The organism is Nocardia sp. NPDC050408 (assembly GCF_044458905.1).
Lineage (GTDB): Bacteria > Actinomycetota > Actinomycetes > Mycobacteriales > Mycobacteriaceae > Nocardia.
Genome location: NZ_JBITIL010000002.1, coordinates 815,785 through 833,345, shown reverse-complemented (window position 1 = coordinate 833,345; position 17,561 = coordinate 815,785). Strand labels below are relative to the sequence as shown.

Here is a 17,561-nt window from a genome sequence, read left to right as displayed (position 1 = left end):
CTCGTCGCAACGAGGGAGTGCGGTCCCGAAGTCGAGGTGTACCTGGCTACACCCCTCGGCGGTACCGCGCTACACCGTCGGCGGGCATCGCTTCGCATAGCCTGGTCACATGCGGAAAACGGTGCGACAGGCGGCGCGGGCAACCGCCCAGCTGGCCAATGCCGCGGCGCTGGCCTTCGGCTCGTACCTGTTCATTGCCATGCTGTTGCTGACGCTGGCCGGTGCGCTGTCGCTGGTCGGCATCGGGATGGTGCCGGTGACGGTCCAGTTGGTGCGCCAGTTCGCGGGTAGCAAGCGGCGCCAAGTGGCGACATGGACCGGTCGCGCCGTCCCCGAGGCGTATTCGTCGATCAGCGGCCCGCTGCGGCAGAGTCTGCGCGCGGTCGTGCGCGACCCGACGACGCTCGCCGACCTGCGCTGGATGCTGGCCTACTACTTCTACGGCGCCCTGGCCTATCTGGCGATACCGCTGTGGCTGATCGGCTTGCCCGTCGACGGGGTGTGGTGCGGTGTGCTCGGCCGAAAAGCGCTGGTACTACCGCTGATCGGTCGATTAGCCGATCTGGATGCCAATTGGTCTCGCTCACTGCTGCGACCCCCGCCCAAGGCGTGGCTCGCGGCACGGGTCGACGAGCTGACGCAGACCCGTACCAGTGCGATCGCCGCACACGGCGCCGAATTGCGCCGCATCGAACGCGATCTGCACGACGGCACGCAGGCGCGGTTGGTATCGCTGTCCATGCGGATCGGTCTGGCGAAGCGCGCCATGGACCGCGATCCCGCGAACGCGCGCAAACTGCTCGACGAGGCACAGCAACTCACCGAGGAGGCGCTGACCGAACTGCGCCACATCGTGCGGGTGATCCACCCGCCGATCCTCACCGACCGCGGCCTCGCCGGTGCGATCCTGGCACTCGCGACCGACAGTGGTCTCGATGTCACCGTGGACGTAGACGAGGTGTCGCAGGGTCCGCGCGCCCCGGCGGCGGTAGAGGCGGCGGCCTACTTCGTCGTCGCCGAGGCATTGACCAATGCGGCCAAGCACAGCGGGTCCGAGCGGGCCGATGTGCGAATCACGCGGATACCCAATGGATTGCGCGTGGTAGTGCGTGACGAGGGTAGTGGCGGAGTCGAGGATATGTTGCGGGGCAACGGTTCCGAGGGGTCCGGTGTGCTCGGCATGCAACGTCGGGTCGCCGCACTCGATGGGACCTTTACTGTGACCAGCCCCGTCGGGGGTCCGACCGAAATCGAGGTGGATCTGCCGTGCGCGTGGTGATGGCCGAGGACAATGCCCTGCTACGGGAAGGACTCGTCCTATTGCTGACCTCGGCCGGACACGAGGTCGTGGCCGTGGTGGGCAGCGGACCGGAGATTGTGCCCGCATTGCTCACTCACCGTCCGGATATCGCGGTGCTCGATGTCCGGCTGCCGCCGGCCTTCCGGGACGAGGGTCTGCGGGCGGCGCTGGCCGCACGCAAGGAGTTGCCTGGATTGCCGGTGCTCGTGCTCTCGCAGTACGTCGAGGAGTCCTATGCCGCCGAATTGCTCGGCGGCGGAGCCAGTGGGGTCGGCTATCTGCTCAAGGACCGGGTGGGTCGGGTCGACGAATTCCTGGAGGCGCTGGAGCGGGTCGCGGGCGGCGGCACCGCGCTCGACCCCGAGGTGGTGAGTCAACTGCTCACCCGCCGCCGGAATTCACCCCTGGACTCGCTGACGCCACGGGAGCGCGAAGTACTCGAATTGATGGCGGCCGGGCACGACAACGCCACGATCGCGGAAACACTCGTTGTCACCGAACGCGCGGTCAGCAAGCACATCGGCAATGTCTTCCAGAAACTCGGGCTGCCGACGACAGATAGCGGACATCGCCGGGTGCTTGCGGTACTCGCCTACCTCAATAACGCCTAGCGGCGGGGGTGGTCGAGCACGAGCGCCCCGTCCAGAGACCTGCGGGCAGGTTCTCGACGAGGCGTTGAGTTCGGGCTGTTGGGGATGAACGGTGTTACTCGATGGTGATCGCGCGCTCCGGACAGGCCATTTCACCCTCGCGCGCCGCATTCTCCAGATCCGCGGGCACTTCGCCTTCGAACGGCAGGGCGTAGCCGTCGTCATCGAGTTCGAACAACTCCGGGGCCGCGGCCGCGCACCGGGCGTGTCCGGAACACAGCGAACTGTCGATCGTGATCTTCATCGAACAACTCCGTTCTCGAGAGTAGAGATTTCGCCGAGATTCATCGGCCCGGCGTAGGCGATGGTCAGCAGTTCCGTCACCAACATCGCCGTCGGCGCGTGCGCCCGCCGTGATGACGGGCTCGGCATAGGCGCGCACCACCTGACGCGCCGTCGCCCCGGGAATCCGATCGTCGGGAGCGTAGTCATGACCGCGCCGCGCTGCCGCTCGGCTGCGTCACGACCACGAACGTGGCTGTGTCGGTTGTTCGCTCGCTCATGGCTTGGTGGTCGAACCCGCGTCGACGGTGAATTGCAGTCCCGTCACGTAGCGCGCTTCGTCGGAAGCGAGGAACAGCACAGCATTCGAGATATCCCGTGGCTCGACGTGGGTGTGCAGCGTATTCATCGCGGCCAGCGCGAACAGTGGCTCGCGTTCCTTCAGTTCCTCCATCGGCACGCCTACCGTGATGCCAGTGTCGCTGACGCCGGTGGGATGCACGGTGTTCACCCGAATCCGGTGTTTGGCAAGCTCATTGGACAGCGCCTTCATCAGGCCGACCACCCCGTGCTTGCTCGCCACATAGTGGGCGTAGGGCACATGGCCCCGGATACCCGCGGCCGAGCTGGTAATGATGATCGAGCCGCCCGCATCGGCGGCGATCATGCCGGGTACCGCGGCACGCACGGTATTCCAAACGCCCTTGAGGTTGACGTCCATGGTGACGTCCCACTCCTCCTCGGACAATTCCCAGGCGCGACCGGCACTCATCACCCCGGCATTGGCGACAATCGTGTCGAGGTGACCGAATTCGGCCGTCGCCGCGTCCACCGCGGCCCGCATATCGCTGAGCGAGCGCACGTCGGCCTGGACTACGACGCACCGCCCGCCGACGGCCTCGACCAGCTTCGCGGTCTCCTCGAGCTGTTCCTTCGTCGCCAGCGGATAGGGCAGCGCCTTGCTGATCTCCTGGCAGACATCGGTGATCACGACGGCGGCCCCCTCTTCCGCCAGCCGCACCGCATGCGAGCGACCCTGGCCGCGCCCAGCTCCGGTGATGAGTGCGACCTTGCCCTCTACACGCCCCATACCAACCTCAGTTCTATTGTTGTGCAATGCTTTCCGTGCCGCTGACCGACGTGACGAGTCAGCGGCCGAGCAGATCGGCGGCTGCCTCGCGCAGCGCGCGGAGCCGGGTTTCGAGCAACTCGCGCTCGGCGGCGTCGGCCGCACCGAGTTCGGGCAGCCGCGCCTCGACCTCGCCGATCTCCTCCTGCAGGCGGCCGTAGGCCTCCTCGCGGGTCAGCAGATCCAGTTCCGTCCAGTCGGAGCGCTCGGACTCGGGCTTGCGGCTCATGCGGTACCTCCTGCGGCATGATCGGGGCCCTGTGTGGGTACGCGGCGCCGCCGCCTCCGGGGCTGATCGCTCATGCCGGAAGGTTGTAGAGCCGACGGGTGTTCAGTTCGACCATCTGGTGTACCTCGTCGTCCGGTACATCGGCCAGTACCTCGGCCGCGTAGGCACGGCTCTTGGGCCAGTACGAGTCGGAGTGCGGGTAATCGCATTCCCAGGTGATGCGCTCGACCCCGATGTGGTGGCGCACCTCGATGCCGAACCGGTCATCGATGAAGCAGCCATGGAAGTGCTTCTTGAACAGGTCCGAGGGGCGAACGTCTTGATTGATGTTCTGGTAGAAGCGATGCCGCTCCCAGGTGCCGTCCATCCGCTCCAACATGTACGGCATCCAGCCGATGCCGCCCTCGGATAAGCCGACCTTCAACTTGGGGTGCCGATGGAACACCGGCGAGAACAACAGGTCCGCGGTGGCGAACATGGAGTTGCAGCCGAACAGCGAGATGGTCACCGCGAACGGAGCCTCCTCTGAGGTCTTCGGCGGCTTGCCCGAGGTGCCGAAGTGCAGGCACAGCGGCATATCGGTCTCCTCGAGCGCGGAGAACATCGGGTCCCAATGGTCGCTGTAGAACGACGGCAACCCCAGCGGCGCCGGATTCTCCGGGAAGGAGATCGCCTTCGAGCCCTTGGCGGCGACCCGGTGGATCTCCGCGACACAGGCCTGCACATCCCACAGCGGCAGAATGCTCAGCGGGATCAGGCGGTCGGCCGGACCGGCCGCGCACCACTCGTCGAGCACGAAGTCGTTCCACGCCCGCACAGACAGCAACGCGAGTTCCTTGTCCTGGCTCTCCAGGAATACCGTGCCCGCGAAGCGCGGGAAGGAGGGAAAGCACAGCGCGCCCCAGACGCCGTCGAGGTCCATATCGCGCAGTCTGGCCTTCGGGTCATAGCAGCCCGGGATCATCTCGTCGTAGCGGGTCGGTTCGGTGCCGAACTCCTCGGGATTCTTACCCGCGACGGCATTCAGTCCGATGTAGGGGTACACGCGGCCCTCGTAGGTCCACACCTCCGCGGGTGCGGCGTAGCCCTCCCGATCCTGCTCCACGATTCGCGGACCGGCCTCCCGGTACTTCGCGGGCAACCGGTCCACCCACAGCCGTGGGGGCTCGATCAGGTGGTCATCGGTCGACAGCAGCTTCATCCATGGCTGCAATGGCATCTTGTGCTCCCTCGTCCAGATCGCGGCGCGCCGGAGTAGTCCCGCAAATGGGGCTTGCTCCGCCCTCGACATACGCAGCGCAGAGCCGAAGCCAGCTGTGTGCTGGCACACAAACTCTATATCACTCCGCTTATTGTGTACACCTGATTACTTCTCACTCAGCGGAAACTGTGCCTTCGTCAACTAATCAAGCAATATTCAGTCTACCCATTTACAGTCGAACTAACTATGCTCATGGCACCAGCTCGCCGGGATCGCGCGGCCGCGCCGTGTCCACGGCAGCGCCGGAGTGGATCCGCGCCCGCATTCGAGTGTCCCGCCGTGCCGCCAGAGTCGATGGAAGGAAACTCACGATGGGTCGAGTACAGGACAAAGTCGTCTTCATTACCGGAGCCGCCCGCGGTCAGGGGCGCGCACACGCGCTGCGGCTCGCGGAGGAGGGCGCCGACATCATCGCCGTCGATCTGTGCGAGAACATCCCCACCAACGGTTATGCGCTGGCGAGTCAGGACGACCTCGACGAAACCGCCCGCCTGGTCGACAAGCTCGGGCGGCGCATCGTCGCCCGTAAGGCCGATGTGCGCGACCCGGCCGCATTGAAGGCCGCCGTGGCCGAAGGGGTTGCCGAGTTCGGCAGGCTCGATGGCGTTGTCGCACAAGCCGGTATCGCCCCGTTGGGTCCGCAGGACAGTGCACTGGCCTTCATCGATGCCATCACCGTCGATTTCAACGGCGTCGTCCACGCCGTCGAGGCCGCCCTGCCGCATTTGAAGGCGGGGGCCTCGATCGTGGCGACCGGATCGCTGGCCGCGCTGATTCCGGCGAGCGTCGACAACCCCGCCAACGGTCCCGGCGGTCTCGGTTACTCCTTTGCCAAGCGCACCGTCGCCGCCTTCATCCACGATCTCGCGACCGTACTCGCATCCCGGCAGATCAGGGCCAATGCGGTGCACCCGACGAACGTCAATACCGACATGCTCAACAACGAGCTCATGTACCGCTCGTTCCGGCCCGATCTGGATAATCCGACGCGCGAGGATGCCTTGGTCTCCTTTCCCGCGACCACCGGCATGGGCAACCCCTATGTCGAACCCGAGGACATCGCCGACGCCGTGCTCTTTCTGATTTCCGAGGAATCCCGGTGGGTGACCGGCATGCAGATGCGTGTCGACGCCGGTGGTTACGTCAAGAAGCGCCCCCAGCTGCCGACTTTCTGACCAGGTGGGTGGGCAGTGGTCGGCTGCCCACCCACCCCATTCAGGCTCGGGACGAGCGCACCACATACCGCGCGATCACATTGCGCTGAATCTCGTTGGTGCCCTCGCCGATTTCGAGAATCTTGGCATCGGCATAGAAGCGCGAGATCTTCGACTCGCGCATATAGCCATAGCCGCCGTGGATCTGGACGCTGGCGCTGGCCGCTCGATTGGCCACCTCGGAGGCGTACAACTTGGCCATGGCCGCCGCTTGGCCGAACGGCCTGCCCTCGTCGGCGAGCCATGCGGCGCGATAGACGAGGGCGCGTGCCGCTTCGACCTCGGTGGCCATATCGGCGAGCTTGTGCTGTACCGCCTGGAACGCCGAGAGCGGCTTGCCGAACTGTTCGCGTTGGGACGCATGGGTGGCAGCGAGATCGAGCGCCTCTTGGGCCAGGGACAGCGCCAGTGCCGCGACGCTGATGCGGCCGCCGTCGAGCACATCGAGGAACTGCCGTAATCCGTTGCCCTCGTCGCCGATCAGGTTCTCGCCCGGGATCCAGCAATCGTCGAAGATCAGCTCCCGCGAATCCATCGCATGCCAGCCGAGCTTCTTCATCGGATGGCCGACGGTATAGCCCGGTGTGCCGGTCGGCACGAAAAACGTTCCGTACCTTCTGGTTCCGTCATTATCGGTGCCGGTCACCGCGAGAATCGTGACGCCGAGACTGATCTCGGTGCCCGCATTGGTGATGAACATTTTGGTGCCGTTGATGAGCCATCCGTCACCGTCACGCCGAGCGGTGGTCCGGATACCGGCCGCATCCGAGCCCGCGGTCGGTTCCGTCAGTCCGAAGGCGCCGATATGGGTGCCCTGCGCGAGCGGCGTCAGCCATTTCGCCTTCTGTTCCTGGGTGCCGAAGGTGGCCAGGGGTAGCGAGGCGATGGTGGAGTGGGCGTTCCAGCAGGCGGCCAGCGACTGATCCGCCGCGCCGATCATTTCCATGGCGGCCACATAGGAGACGAACCCGACATCGGTGCCGCCGTACTCGGGGGCGACGAGCAATCCGGTCAGGTCCAACTCGCCCATTTTCAAGAAGACCTGGGACGGGAATCGTTCCTGCTCCGACCAGGACTCGGCATGCGGCTCGATCTCCCGTTCGGCGAAGTCACGGCACAGCTTCTGTAGCTCGATCGCCTCGGCTGGCAGGTCTAGATCCATAGCGAGTCCGTCCTGTCGTCTGGTCGCCAACAGCGACTCTTGTTTTTTCGAACACTCGGTATAATATTTACCATCGGTGCCGCACGTCAACAGTCGCACCGAGTGCGAGGCCGTCGACCGATCGGTGAGAAATCCATGACAATGACTGAATCCAATTCGCGGACAACGGACTTGGGGAATGCGGCGACGCTGACCGAGATGTACCGGAGAATGCTGACGATTCGGCGGTTCGAAGAGCACGCCGCCCGGCTCTACCGCGACAGCCGGATACCGGGATTCCTGCATCTGTCCATCGGTCAGGAGGCATCCGCGGTCGGCGCCTGCTGGCCACTGGACGACCGGGATGTGGTGACCTCGACCCATCGTGGCCACGGCCACTGCATCGCCAAGGGCCTCGATGTCGACGGCATGTTCGCCGAGCTCATGGGCAAGGAGAGCGGAACCTGCAAGGGGCGCGGCGGTTCCATGCACATCGCGGATCCACGCAAGGGGATCTTCGGCGCGAACGGCATTGTAGGTGCGGGCCTGCCGATCGCGGTCGGCGCCGGCACCGCCGCCCAGCTGCGCCGGGGCGGCGGCGTGGTCGTCGCCTTCTTCGGCGACGGCGCCATCGCCCAGGGGGTGTTTCATGAATCGGTCAATTTGGCCGCGGTGTGGGACCTGCCTGTCATCTTCTTCTGCGAGAACAACGGCTACTCCGAATTCTCCGCGGCGGCCGACCAGCACCGGGCGACCCTGCGCGAGCGCGCGGCGGGCTACGGCGTCGAATACCACGGGGTGGACGGCAATGATGTCGTGCAGGTCGCGGCGCTACAGCGCGAGCTCGTTACTCAGCTGCGCGCCGGTGCGGGCCCGATGATCGTCGAGGCCACCACCTACCGCTGGCACGGGCACTACGAGGGCGATCCCGAAAGCTACCGGGACGCCGAAGAACTCGCCGAATGGAAGAAGCGCGATCCGCTGGTACTGCTCGGCGACACCATGCGCGGGCGCGGGCTGGCCGAGCAACTGACCGTCGTCGAGCGCGAGGTCGACGCAGTGATCGAGCACGCGATCGAGCAGGCCACCGCCGCACCGTACCCCGCCGCCGAGACGGCCGGCGATTTCGTCACCACACCACGTGCCGACATACCGGAACCGGCGACACCGACCGACGGATCGCTGAAAATCATGCATGCGATCACCAATGCGTTGAATCGTGAGCTCGCGGACGATCCGACCGTCTTCCTGGCGGGCATCGATGTCGGAAAGGGCGGCAATGTCTACGGATTGACGCGCGGTCTGGCCGAGAAATACCCGGGCCGCGTCCGTGACACCCCGATTTCCGAAAGCGCGATCATGGGGACCGCGGTGGGTGCGGCGATGGCGGGCTACCGCCCGGTCGTCGAACTGATGTACTTCGACTTCATCGGCGTCTGCCTGGATCAATTGATGAACCAGGCGGCCAAATTGCGCTTCATGACCGGCGGCGCGGTGACCATGCCACTGGTGGTGCGCACCCAGTTCGGTGCGGGCAAATCCTCCGGCAGCCAGCATTCTCAGAGTCTGGAGGGTCTGCTCGCGCACATCCCCGGGCTGACGGTGGTGATGCCGTCGACTCCGGCCGATACCTACGGCTTGTTGCGCGCCGCGATCCAGGATCCCAATCCGGTGATCTTCATCGAGAACCGCCTGCTGTACGGCAAGAAGGGGCCCGAGCCGTCGGCGGATCACATTGTGCCCCTCGGCAAGGCGATCGTGCGACGACCCGGCGTCGACGCGACCGTGGTCTCGTATTCGAAGATGATGTACGACTGCCTCGCCGTGGCCGATCGCCTGTCCGCCGAGGGCATCGAGGTCGAGGTCATCGATCTGCGGACCATCAGTCCGCTGGACTTCGATACCGTCCTGACCTCGCTGCGCAAGACGAATCGTCTGGTGGTCGTCCATCAGGCCGTCGGTGAATTCGGCGTCGGCGCCGAACTGGCCGCCCGCGCCGTCCGCGAGGGATTCTGGTACCTGGACGCGCCGGTGATCCGAGTGACGGCCGGTCCGACACCCGCGCCATACAGCCCGACGCTGGAGCAGATCTGGCTGCCCGACGAGGCGCGCATCGAGGCCGCGATTCGCGAATCCTTGGACGCCCACCCGTGACCGACGCCGAGACGGTAGTTTCTACCGACCGTTCACTCTGCGTATACTCGGTTCGCACGCGACCGAGGGAGGGATGAAATGGCTCGACCACCAGGACACGGACCTGCCTACGAGGTCAAGCGACAGGAAATCATCGATACGGCCGCGGCGCTATTCGCGAAAAAGGGTTATGCCGCGACCGGGATCATCGAGATCGGTGACACGGTCGGCCTTGCCAAGGGTGCGCTGTACTACTACATCGGCTCCAAGGAAAATCTGCTCGTCGAAATCCAGGGCAGGGTGCTCGACCCGTTGTTGGTCGTCGCCGCGCGCATCCAGGAGTTGGATGCTGCGCCGCTGGTCAAACTTCGGTTGTTGTCCGAGGAATTGCTGAATGTCATATTCGGGCGCCTGGACCATATCTGGGTGTACGAACACGACTATCGCCAACTGACCGGCGAGAATCTGTCCCGCATGCTCGAGAAGCGCAAGGAAGTCGAGAATGTCGTGCGGTCGCTACTGGTCGACGCGATGGACGACGGATCGCTGCGCAAGGCCGATCCGACCCTGGCCATGTTGCAGTTTCTCAATATGCACAACCGCACCTATCAGTGGCTCGATCCGGATAAGCGGTGGGATGCGAAATTCCTGTCGAAGTCCTACTGCCACACCCTCTTCAATGGCTTCGCTGACGGCGAATGTGATCTCGAGGCGCTGGAGGCGCAGGTCGAGGCGCAGACGGTGGCGAGTAGCGCCTAGCATCTGGTCGATCCGAACGCCGCGTTCGACAACCGTGTGTTGTCCGACGCGGCGTTCGGCGTTTCCGGCGGTCGGCCCGCGAGACCTTGACAGAATTGCGGTTTTGGTTTTGTATACCGAGTGTTCTAATTAATTGACAGTCCCGACATGGGAGGCCGGCATGGGTTCGAGGCTCGAAGGCAAGACCGCGGTGGTGACCGGCGCAGGTGGCGCGCTCGGCTCGGCGGTCGCGCTGCGCTGCGCCGAGGAGGGGGTTCGCGATCTCGTCCTCGCCGATGTCGATGTCGATGGCATGGCTTCGCTAGCGGATACATTGCGCGCCAAGGGAATTACCGTGGCAGCGGAGCGGCTGGACGTCGCCGATGGTGACGAATTCGACGCACTCATCCGGTCCGCGGTCGAGCGCAGCGGCACCGTCGATGTGCTGGTGAACACCGCGGGCATCGTGTCGCCGAACGCCCGCATCCACCACCTGTCCACCGAGGACTGGCAGCGCACCATGTCTGTCAACCTGACCGGCACTTTCCATGGCATCCGTGCCGTAGCCCGCGCGCTGCGCAAGAAGTCGAATGTCTCCATCGTCAATATCGCCTCCGTCAGTGGGCTGACCGCTTGGGCTTATGCCGCGCCATATTGCGCCTCGAAGGCTGGGGTGATCCACCTGACCCGCGTCGCCGCACTCGAATACGCCAAGGAGGGGATTCGGGTCAACGCCGTATGTCCCGGCACCTTTCCGACGGCTGTGCACGACGGCCTGCCCGCCGAAGCGATGAATGCGATCGAGGCGAAGCATCCGCTCGGATTCGGTGCGCCCGCCGACATCACCGGCGCGGTCGTCTATCTCGCCAGCGATGAATCGCGTTGGGTCACCGGGCATTCCCTGGTCGTCGACGGCGGCTACTCATTGCCGTGATGTGGCGCAACCGTCGCGAATGGTTGTCTGCCGCGCCACGGTTGATTAGTCTGATCGGTACAGAAAACTTTCAGCTTCCTCTTCACAGCGAAGGCCCGTGAATGTTCAACTTCGCCGCCGTATTCGACCGGAACGCGCAACAATACGCAGCCGAAATCGCACTGTCCGAAGGCGATCGGGCGTTGACCTACGCCGAACTGCGCACCCGCGTGCATGCGCTGGCCCTCACGCTGCGTGAGCTGGGAGTCGCACCGGGCGACATCGTCGCCGTGCTGCTGTACAACCGGATCGAATTCGTGGAAACCATGCTCGCGGCCAATCACATCGGCGCCGCGATCATGCCGCTCAACTATCGGTTGTCTCCGGCGGAATGGCAGTACATTCTCGAGCATTCGAATGCCGGTGCCATCGTCACGGAGTCCGAGTTCACCACGGGCATCGACGCATTGGCCCCGTCCTTGCCGCAGCTGCGACACCGCGTGACGCTCGATGCGGCACCTGATCCGTCGTGGCTGGAATACGACGCGCTGGTCGCGCCGAATATCGGCCGGACGACGGACGTGGTCGATGTGGAACCCGATGCGCTGCAACGACTTATGTACACCTCGGGAACGACCTCGCGCCCGAAGGGTGTGATGATCTCCCACCAGAACCTGACCTGGAAGAATCTTGCGCACATCCTCGAGTTCTCGCTGACCGCCGCGGACAACACCCTGGTCTGCGGCCCGCTCTACCACGTCGGCGGAATGGATCTGCCGGGCCTGGCCACCTTCCACGCTGGTGGGCGATTGAGCCTGATTCGCCGTTTCGACGCCGCCGCGGTAGTGGACGCGATCGAACAGCTTCGCCCGACCAATGTCTGGCTGGCGCCGTCGATGATGAACGCACTGCTGCAACTGCCCGATATCGCCGAGCGAGACACCTCATCGATCCGCTTCATCACCGGTGGTGGCGAGAAGATGCCCATCCCGCTGCTCGACCGGATCGCCGATGCGTTCGCGGATGTCTGGTTCGCCGACGCCTACGGTCTCACCGAAACCGTCTCCGGCGATACCGTCAACGATGTCGAGCACATGCGATCGAAGGTCGGCTCGGTCGGGCGGCCGGTGGCCGATGTCGAGGTCGCCATTGTCGACGAGCGCGATACCCCTGTTCCGGCCGGACAACTCGGCGAGATCGTCATCCGCGGGCCCAAGGTGACGTCCGGCTATTGGCGTGACGAGGCGGCCACCCGCTCGGCCCTGCGCAACGGATGGTTTCACACCGGCGATATCGGCCGCCTCGACGAAGACGGCTACCTCTACATCGAGGACCGCAAGAAGGACATGATCGTCTCGGGCGGGGAGAATATCGCCACCCCGGAGGTCGAACGGGTGCTGTACGAGAATCCGGATGTGGTCGAGGCGGCGGTCGTCGGCATGCCCCATCCGCGCTGGGGCGAGGTGCCGAAGGCATTCGTGGTGCTGCGCGCCGGCAGCCACTTCGACGCCGAGGCGCTGAAGGATTTCTGTCGCACCCGCTTGGCGAAATATAAAGTGCCCGCGGAGATCGAATGCATCGACTCTTTGCCGAGAACTCCTTCCGGGAAGGTGCTCAAGCGCGTATTGCGCGACGGGACCGCCTGAGTTCACGCGGCTCTCGCACACCCTCGGACGCTGTCGCACAGCGACTCTCCGCACGACACGCCGGGCTGAAAACCAGAAGCTTTGCGCGAGCTCGGATTTGACCGAGGTTTAGGTAGCGACGGGCTCATCCCGACATTGGTCTCATCAGGATGGGGCCGTTGCGCCCGCCGATATGACCTGGCGGGATTTCCTGGTGCAGGCCAGGCTGATTCGGGCCATGGTCGCACTTGCGCAGCCGGGAGTGAAACATCCTGGAGGTCGCCATGTCGGTCGGCTTCGGCAGCGCCAGCGCCTTCAGTCGCGCCCACCGCAGCTTCGCGGGCTGCACCCCGGTTGAGTACCGCCACGGGGTGGCGGCCCGATGAGTCGGCCATGGTGTAGCCAGGTACACCATCCATTCGGGACCGCGCTCCCTAGCCCCGGCACGTCATCGCCGGCATCGTCGAGGTAACGTCCACCTCGGAGTGGAGAACGTCATTCTCCGGGTTTCTCGCCAATGGCGCCGGTTTTCGCTCAAGCTGATTACCTGTGCGGCGCGCTCCGCAGCTCGAGGACTGCCGGGCCGGGCCCGCGGCCGCAACAGGAGGATCGGATGACGACAGTAGGTATCGCGACCGGCGCGGGCCGAGGCATGGGCAATTCGTGTGCGCAGCGCATGGTCGACACGGTGGATGTATTGCTGCTCGTCGACCGGGACGAGGCGACGGTGACCGCGGCGGCCGAGGAACTGGACCAGGCCGGGCGCGCGAGCACTGAACCATTCGTTCTCGACATCACCGACGTCGACGGGTTGGCCCGACTCGCAGCGCGCACAAGCGAACTCGGCACACTGCGTGCGGTCGCGCACGCGGCGGGCATCTCGCCGAGTATGGGGGATTGGCGCCGGATCTTCGAGGTCGACCTGATCGGCACGGCTCGACTGGCCGAGGCGCTGAGGCCGCTCGCCTCGACGGGCACGGCGCTGGTGTGCTTCGCGTCCATGTCGCCGCTGCTCGATCCCAGCGTGCCCGATCCCACCGCTTTGGCGATCCTGGATGATCCGCTCGACGATAAGTTCCTGGAGCGCATGCGTGAGACGCTCGGCGTATCCATCGAGAATTCGGGCATCGCGTACAGCTGGGCGAAGCGCGGCGTGCACCGGTTCGTCCAGCGGGAGGCGCTGTGCCTCGGTCCGGCCGGTGCGCGCATCTGTTCGGTATCGCCTGGCATCATCGCGACGCCGCAGGGCAAACAGGAAGCCGAAGAACATCCGATCATGGGCAAACTCGTCGAGGGCTCCCCGCTGCGGCGGATGGGCAAAGCGGGTGAAGTGGCCGCCGTAGTCGCATTCGCGCTGTCCGATCAGGCGAGTTTCCTCAATGGCATCGACCTGCTCGTCGATGGCGGTGCTTATGCCGCGGTGCAGGTCGCGGCCGGGAAATAGGTTTACTCTTTGTCGGGCTCGGCCGCTCATGGCCGAGCTTGATCTCTGCTGCGGGGCCGACGACTTTCCTTGATTGTACCGACCGATAGGTCTAACATTCGATTGTTGCCCGGCACGAGGCAATCGAACGGGAGTCGCAGATGAGGTTTGTTCACGAGGCAGTCGCGTGACCGCGCCGGATCGAGTGCTGGTGGTCGGTGCGTCGGCGGCCGGACTGTCGACGGTGGAATCGCTGCGGCGCAAGGGGTTTCAAGGTCCGATAACGGTGCTCGGCGATGAGTCGCATGCGCCCTACGATCGGCCGCCGCTGTCCAAGCAGGTGCTCTCCGGTGCGTGGGCACCGGATCGGGCCGCGCTGCGCAAGCAGGAGATGCTGGCGGCGTTGGATGCCGAATTCGTACTCGGCGCCGAGGCGACGGGATTGGATCCGAAGACCCGAACCGTGCGCACTGCTGCCGGGCACGAATTGCGGGCGGAGGCGGTGGTCCTCGCCACAGGTGTGCGGGCGCGGACATTGCCCGGTCAGGACGACCTGACCGGCGTGCACGTATTGCGCACCCTCGACGACGCATTGGCGCTACGGGCGGATCTCCTGATCAGCTCGCGGTTGGTCGTCGTCGGCGAGGGTGTCCTCGGTGCCGAAATCGCCGCCACCGCACGCACACTCGGGCTGGACGTGACGATGACCGGTCCGCAGCCAGCCCCCATGGCTTTGCAGGTCGGCCCGATGGTGTCGAAACTGTTGGCGGACTTGCACACCGATCGCGGTGTGCGACTGCGACTCGGCACCGGCGTCGTCGGCTTGGACGGCGCGGACGGTCGGGTTACCGGCGTGCGGCTCGACACCGGCGAGTTGCTGGCCGCCGATGTGGTGGTGGTCGCGATCGGCGCGGCCCCGGCGACCGACTGGCTGAAAGACAGTGGACTGCAGCTCGATAACGGTGTGGTCTGCGATTCTCGCTGCCGCGCCGCCGAGGGAATTTACGCCGTCGGCGATCTGGCGCGGTGGCATCACGAGCAATTCGGCGAGTTGATCCGCCTGGAGAACCGGACCAATGCCACCGAGCAGGCCGCGGCCGTCGCAGGTGTGATCATGGGGGAGGACCAGCCATACGTGCCGGTGCCCTACTTCTGGACCGATCAATTCGACGTGAAGATCCAGGTGCACGGCAGGCTTCCCATCGGCGCCGAGGTCGACCTCGTCGACGGTGACCAGGCGGGCGGAAGGTTCGTCGCGCGGTACCGCGACTCGGGTGTGGTCACCGGTGTCCTCGGCTGGAATATGCCCAAACAGACTCGCCTGCGCCGACAGGAAATCGTCGATGCGCTCGCCAGTCCGGCCGCTGCCAGCGCTCGGCCCTGATTGCCTTCAGCCCCAGCTCAATTCACCGAAAGACCAGGAGAGACCCCATGAAGGTTGTCATCGACGAAGACAAGTGCGTCGCGGCCGGACAATGCGTTGCCGCCGCTGCCGAGGTCTTCGACCAGCGCGACGAGGACGGCATCGTGGTGCTGCTGAACGAACATCCATCGGCCCAACAGGCCGAGGACGTCCGTCAGGCGGCGGCTATCTGTCCCGCGATGGCGATCTCGATCGAGGAATGAAATGTCGACCCAAGGAGAGCCGATCATGACCGAGACCGTGGATATCCCCGAATACCCGACGCCGCGAGATGCCAAGTGCCCCTTCCTGCCTCCGCCGGAATTGCGTGAATTGCACACCGCGGGTCTGCCGCTCTCGCGGGTGCGTACCTGGGACGGCCGGACCCCGTGGCTGATCGCCTCGCACGCCGCGCAGCGACAGGTCATGGCCGACCCGCGGGTCAGCGCCAACGACCATCTGCCCGGATTCCCATATATGACCCCGGCCATCGCCGAGACGATCCACGACCGGCCGAAGACGCTGTTCGACACCGACGGCGCCGAGCACGCGCGGTTGCGCCGGATGCTGACGAACTCGTTCACGCGCGGGCGGATGGAGAAGGTTCGCCCGGCGATCCAGCGGGTCACCGACGAACTCATCGACAAGATGTTGGCGGGGCCCAATCCGGCCGATCTGGTGGAGGCGCTCTCGCTGCCGCTGCCGTCGCTGATGATCTGCGAGCTCCTCGGCGTCCCGTACGAGGATCACGACTTCTTCGAGGAACACGCCAAGATCACCAATGGTCGGGAGTTGACCCCGGAAGAGAACAACGCCTCGAATGCGGCGCTCGGCGCCTACCTGGGCAAGCTGATCGTGGCCAAGATGGAAAACCCCGAAGAGGACGTGGTCTCGGACCTCGCGGCGCGGGTCAAGGCGGGCGAGCTGGATATGCCAGGCGCCACCATCATGAGCATGATCATGCTCATCGCGGGTCACGAGACCAGCGCGAATATGATCACGCTCGCGACCGCGCTACTGCTGCAGAATCCGGACCAGCTGGCGCTGCTGCGCGAAACCGAGGATCGGAAGGTCATCGCGGGCGCGGTCGAGGAACTGCTGCGCTACCTGACCATCCCGCATCTGTTGCAGCGGCGCATCGCCACCGAGGACATCGAGGTCGAAGGTCACACGATCCGAGCGGGGGAGGGCATCATCAGCTCCTTGCCCGCGGCCAACTTCGACCCGGTGGCCTTCCCTGAGCCCGAGAAGCTCGATCTCCAGCGCGAGGCGCGCCATCATCATGCGTTCGGCTGGGGTCCGCACCAGTGCATCGGCCAGCAGCTCGCACGCATCGAACTCGAGGTCGTATTCGGCACCCTCTACCGCCGCATCCCGACGCTGCGGCTGGGAGTCGACTTCGACCAGCTGCGGTTCAAGGGTGATTCGCTTGCCTACGGCATCTACGAACTGCCCGTCGCCTGGTAGCGAACAGTATCCTCATTTTAAAGACTGGACCGACCGGTACAAGTATCTCCGATACAAGGACCGGATGCGCCCGACCGCCGCCATCCCTGTCACCGATGTTCCGGACGCGGTCGCCGAGATCGAACGCTGTGCCCGCGCCGGACTCGGGGCCATCCTGCTGCCGGAGCGTCCGCCGGTGCCGTACTGGTCGCGGCATTACGACCCGATCTGGGCGGCCGCGCAGGCCAACGGAATGCCGGTGTTCTTCCACGTCGCCACCGGCGGGGTTTCGGTCAAGGAGGAAACTTCGGAGACGGCGGTCACCGTCAAGGGGCTGATGATGGCCGTCAATATGGGCAAGGGGCAGCTCACCGATGACATGGTGGCGGGCCGACTATGGGTGGCGGCAATACCGCCTCGGCGATCCCGCAGGGCATCATCGCCGACATAGTCGGCGGCGGCGTATGTGAACGCTTTCCGAATCTGCACTTCAACCTGGTCGAGTACAGCGCGGGCTGGCTCGTCTCGTACCTGGGCGTGATGGACCGGTCGTGGCGGACGGGTACCGGACAGGTCCCCGACGAGGATCGTGCGGCCATCCTGGGCGGCACCCTCGCCGATATCGTCGGCTTCGACAACTCCAAGAAGCTCGCGGAGGTTCCCGAGGGCGTTTGACCCGCGCTAGCGTGCCCGGAGCGCGGGCCGCTCCGGGCACGTCGCGTTGTCAGTGCACCC

General features: G+C 65.1%; 20 protein-coding genes. 14 read left to right on the top strand and 6 right to left on the bottom strand.

Annotation, left to right across the window (positions count from 1 at the left end; translation table 11 throughout):
- Positions 1-109: 109 nt before the first annotated feature.
- Together ACIBJI_RS08615 and ACIBJI_RS08610 are read left to right on the top strand one after the other, a co-directional pair.
- Entirely contained in the window at positions 110-1,279 is a 1,170-nt protein-coding gene (locus tag ACIBJI_RS08615; protein ID WP_364342442.1) for a histidine kinase, read from the top strand.
- The gene (locus tag ACIBJI_RS08610; protein WP_364342439.1) at positions 1,267-1,911 is read left to right on the top strand and encodes a response regulator transcription factor; all 645 of its coding nucleotides are present in this window, start codon (positions 1,267-1,269) and stop codon (positions 1,909-1,911) included. The genes ACIBJI_RS08615 and ACIBJI_RS08610 overlap by 13 nt, the downstream gene beginning before the upstream one ends.
- Positions 1,912-2,005: 94 nt before the next feature.
- On the opposite strand, the gene ACIBJI_RS08605 is transcribed toward ACIBJI_RS08610, so the two are convergent.
- The 5 genes from ACIBJI_RS08605 to ACIBJI_RS08585 all read right to left on the bottom strand — a co-directional run bounded on the left by ACIBJI_RS08605 (position 2,006) and on the right by ACIBJI_RS08585 (position 4,749).
- Positions 2,006-2,194, bottom strand: a complete 189-nt coding sequence (locus tag ACIBJI_RS08605; RefSeq protein WP_357465927.1) for a ferredoxin — start codon at positions 2,192-2,194, stop codon at positions 2,006-2,008.
- The gene (locus ACIBJI_RS08600) at positions 2,191-2,322 is read right to left on the bottom strand and encodes a hypothetical protein (RefSeq protein WP_364342434.1); all 132 of its coding nucleotides are present in this window, start codon (positions 2,320-2,322) and stop codon (positions 2,191-2,193) included. Before ACIBJI_RS08600 ends, ACIBJI_RS08605 begins: the two co-directional genes overlap by 4 nt.
- A gap of 127 nt (positions 2,323-2,449) precedes the next feature.
- A complete protein-coding gene (locus ACIBJI_RS08595) occupies positions 2,450-3,262 on the bottom strand; it encodes a mycofactocin-coupled SDR family oxidoreductase (protein ID WP_364342431.1) in 813 nt (270 codons plus the stop codon).
- 58 nt (positions 3,263-3,320) lie between these two features.
- Positions 3,321-3,530 (bottom strand): hypothetical protein, encoded by a 210-nt coding sequence (locus tag ACIBJI_RS08590; RefSeq protein WP_364342428.1) that lies wholly within the window; start codon positions 3,528-3,530, stop codon positions 3,321-3,323.
- Between the two features lie 70 nt (positions 3,531-3,600).
- Positions 3,601-4,749, bottom strand: a complete 1,149-nt coding sequence (locus ACIBJI_RS08585) for an amidohydrolase family protein (RefSeq protein ID WP_397083531.1) — start codon at positions 4,747-4,749, stop codon at positions 3,601-3,603.
- A gap of 353 nt (positions 4,750-5,102) precedes the next feature.
- On the opposite strand from ACIBJI_RS08585, the gene ACIBJI_RS08580 reads away from it, so the two are divergent.
- Positions 5,103-5,966, top strand: coding sequence for a mycofactocin-coupled SDR family oxidoreductase (locus ACIBJI_RS08580; RefSeq protein WP_397083529.1), 864 nt, complete (start codon positions 5,103-5,105; stop codon positions 5,964-5,966).
- Between the two features lie 40 nt (positions 5,967-6,006).
- Here ACIBJI_RS08580 and ACIBJI_RS08575 read toward each other — a convergent pair whose 3' ends face one another.
- Complete coding sequence (locus ACIBJI_RS08575; protein WP_397083527.1) at positions 6,007-7,167, bottom strand: acyl-CoA dehydrogenase family protein; 1,161 nt, start codon at positions 7,165-7,167, stop codon at positions 6,007-6,009.
- 135 nt (positions 7,168-7,302) lie between these two features.
- Here ACIBJI_RS08575 and ACIBJI_RS08570 point away from each other — a divergent pair, with 135 nt between their 5' ends.
- From ACIBJI_RS08570 to ACIBJI_RS08520, 11 genes are all read left to right on the top strand, one after another.
- On the top strand, positions 7,303-9,300 hold the full coding sequence (locus ACIBJI_RS08570) for a pyruvate dehydrogenase complex E1 component subunit beta (RefSeq protein WP_397083525.1): 1,998 nt from the start codon (positions 7,303-7,305) through the stop codon (positions 9,298-9,300).
- 78 nt (positions 9,301-9,378) lie between these two features.
- On the top strand, positions 9,379-10,038 hold the full coding sequence (locus ACIBJI_RS08565) for a TetR family transcriptional regulator (protein WP_397083523.1): 660 nt from the start codon (positions 9,379-9,381) through the stop codon (positions 10,036-10,038).
- A gap of 160 nt (positions 10,039-10,198) precedes the next feature.
- On the top strand, positions 10,199-10,951 hold the full coding sequence (locus tag ACIBJI_RS08560; protein ID WP_396958187.1) for an SDR family NAD(P)-dependent oxidoreductase: 753 nt from the start codon (positions 10,199-10,201) through the stop codon (positions 10,949-10,951).
- A gap of 101 nt (positions 10,952-11,052) precedes the next feature.
- A complete protein-coding gene (locus ACIBJI_RS08555) occupies positions 11,053-12,576 on the top strand; it encodes a long-chain fatty acid--CoA ligase (protein ID WP_397083521.1) in 1,524 nt (507 codons plus the stop codon).
- A gap of 248 nt (positions 12,577-12,824) precedes the next feature.
- On the top strand, positions 12,825-12,941 hold the full coding sequence (locus ACIBJI_RS08550; RefSeq protein ID WP_364343078.1) for an AraC family transcriptional regulator: 117 nt from the start codon (positions 12,825-12,827) through the stop codon (positions 12,939-12,941).
- Between the two features lie 227 nt (positions 12,942-13,168).
- Positions 13,169-13,999: an SDR family oxidoreductase gene (locus ACIBJI_RS08545; RefSeq protein WP_397083519.1), complete on the top strand. Its 831-nt coding sequence runs from the start codon at positions 13,169-13,171 to the stop codon at positions 13,997-13,999.
- 166 nt (positions 14,000-14,165) lie between these two features.
- A complete protein-coding gene (locus ACIBJI_RS08540; protein WP_396958190.1) occupies positions 14,166-15,362 on the top strand; it encodes an NAD(P)/FAD-dependent oxidoreductase in 1,197 nt (398 codons plus the stop codon).
- Positions 15,363-15,409: 47 nt separating this feature from the next.
- Positions 15,410-15,604, top strand: coding sequence for a 4Fe-4S domain-containing protein (locus tag ACIBJI_RS08535; protein ID WP_364342398.1), 195 nt, complete (start codon positions 15,410-15,412; stop codon positions 15,602-15,604).
- 25 nt (positions 15,605-15,629) lie between these two features.
- A complete protein-coding gene (locus tag ACIBJI_RS08530; RefSeq protein WP_364342395.1) occupies positions 15,630-16,847 on the top strand; it encodes a cytochrome P450 in 1,218 nt (405 codons plus the stop codon).
- Positions 16,801-17,277, top strand: a complete 477-nt coding sequence (locus tag ACIBJI_RS08525) for an amidohydrolase family protein (RefSeq protein WP_364342392.1) — start codon at positions 16,801-16,803, stop codon at positions 17,275-17,277. The genes ACIBJI_RS08530 and ACIBJI_RS08525 overlap by 47 nt, the downstream gene beginning before the upstream one ends.
- Positions 17,223-17,501 (top strand): hypothetical protein, encoded by a 279-nt coding sequence (locus tag ACIBJI_RS08520; protein WP_364342389.1) that lies wholly within the window; start codon positions 17,223-17,225, stop codon positions 17,499-17,501. Before ACIBJI_RS08525 ends, ACIBJI_RS08520 begins: the two co-directional genes overlap by 55 nt.
- Positions 17,502-17,561 lie beyond the last annotated feature (60 nt).

Bases quoted from the DNA above. Each gene is read 5' to 3' on its own strand.
- ACIBJI_RS08590 (WP_364342428.1), bottom strand. From the start codon at position 3,530: ATGAGCCGCAAGCCCGAGTCCGAGCGCTCCGACTGGACGGAACTGGAT.
- ACIBJI_RS08520 (WP_364342389.1), top strand. From the start codon at position 17,223: ATGGGTGGCGGCAATACCGCCTCGGCGATCCCGCAGGGCATCATCGCC.
- ACIBJI_RS08585 (WP_397083531.1), bottom strand. From the start codon at position 4,749: ATGCCATTGCAGCCATGGATGAAGCTGCTGTCGACCGATGACCACCTG.
- ACIBJI_RS08615 (WP_364342442.1), top strand. From the start codon at position 110: ATGCGGAAAACGGTGCGACAGGCGGCGCGGGCAACCGCCCAGCTGGCC.
- ACIBJI_RS08575 (WP_397083527.1), bottom strand. From the start codon at position 7,167: ATGGATCTAGACCTGCCAGCCGAGGCGATCGAGCTACAGAAGCTGTGC.
- ACIBJI_RS08560 (WP_396958187.1), top strand. From the start codon at position 10,199: ATGGGTTCGAGGCTCGAAGGCAAGACCGCGGTGGTGACCGGCGCAGGT.
- ACIBJI_RS08595 (WP_364342431.1), bottom strand. From the start codon at position 3,262: ATGGGGCGTGTAGAGGGCAAGGTCGCACTCATCACCGGAGCTGGGCGC.
- ACIBJI_RS08605 (WP_357465927.1), bottom strand. From the start codon at position 2,194: ATGAAGATCACGATCGACAGTTCGCTGTGTTCCGGACACGCCCGGTGC.
- ACIBJI_RS08555 (WP_397083521.1), top strand. From the start codon at position 11,053: ATGTTCAACTTCGCCGCCGTATTCGACCGGAACGCGCAACAATACGCA.
- ACIBJI_RS08545 (WP_397083519.1), top strand. From the start codon at position 13,169: ATGACGACAGTAGGTATCGCGACCGGCGCGGGCCGAGGCATGGGCAAT.
- ACIBJI_RS08535 (WP_364342398.1), top strand. From the start codon at position 15,410: ATGAAGGTTGTCATCGACGAAGACAAGTGCGTCGCGGCCGGACAATGC.
- ACIBJI_RS08570 (WP_397083525.1), top strand. From the start codon at position 7,303: ATGACAATGACTGAATCCAATTCGCGGACAACGGACTTGGGGAATGCG.
- ACIBJI_RS08580 (WP_397083529.1), top strand. From the start codon at position 5,103: ATGGGTCGAGTACAGGACAAAGTCGTCTTCATTACCGGAGCCGCCCGC.
- ACIBJI_RS08600 (WP_364342434.1), bottom strand. From the start codon at position 2,322: ATGCCGAGCCCGTCATCACGGCGGGCGCACGCGCCGACGGCGATGTTG.
- ACIBJI_RS08565 (WP_397083523.1), top strand. From the start codon at position 9,379: ATGGCTCGACCACCAGGACACGGACCTGCCTACGAGGTCAAGCGACAG.
- ACIBJI_RS08530 (WP_364342395.1), top strand. From the start codon at position 15,630: ATGACCGAGACCGTGGATATCCCCGAATACCCGACGCCGCGAGATGCC.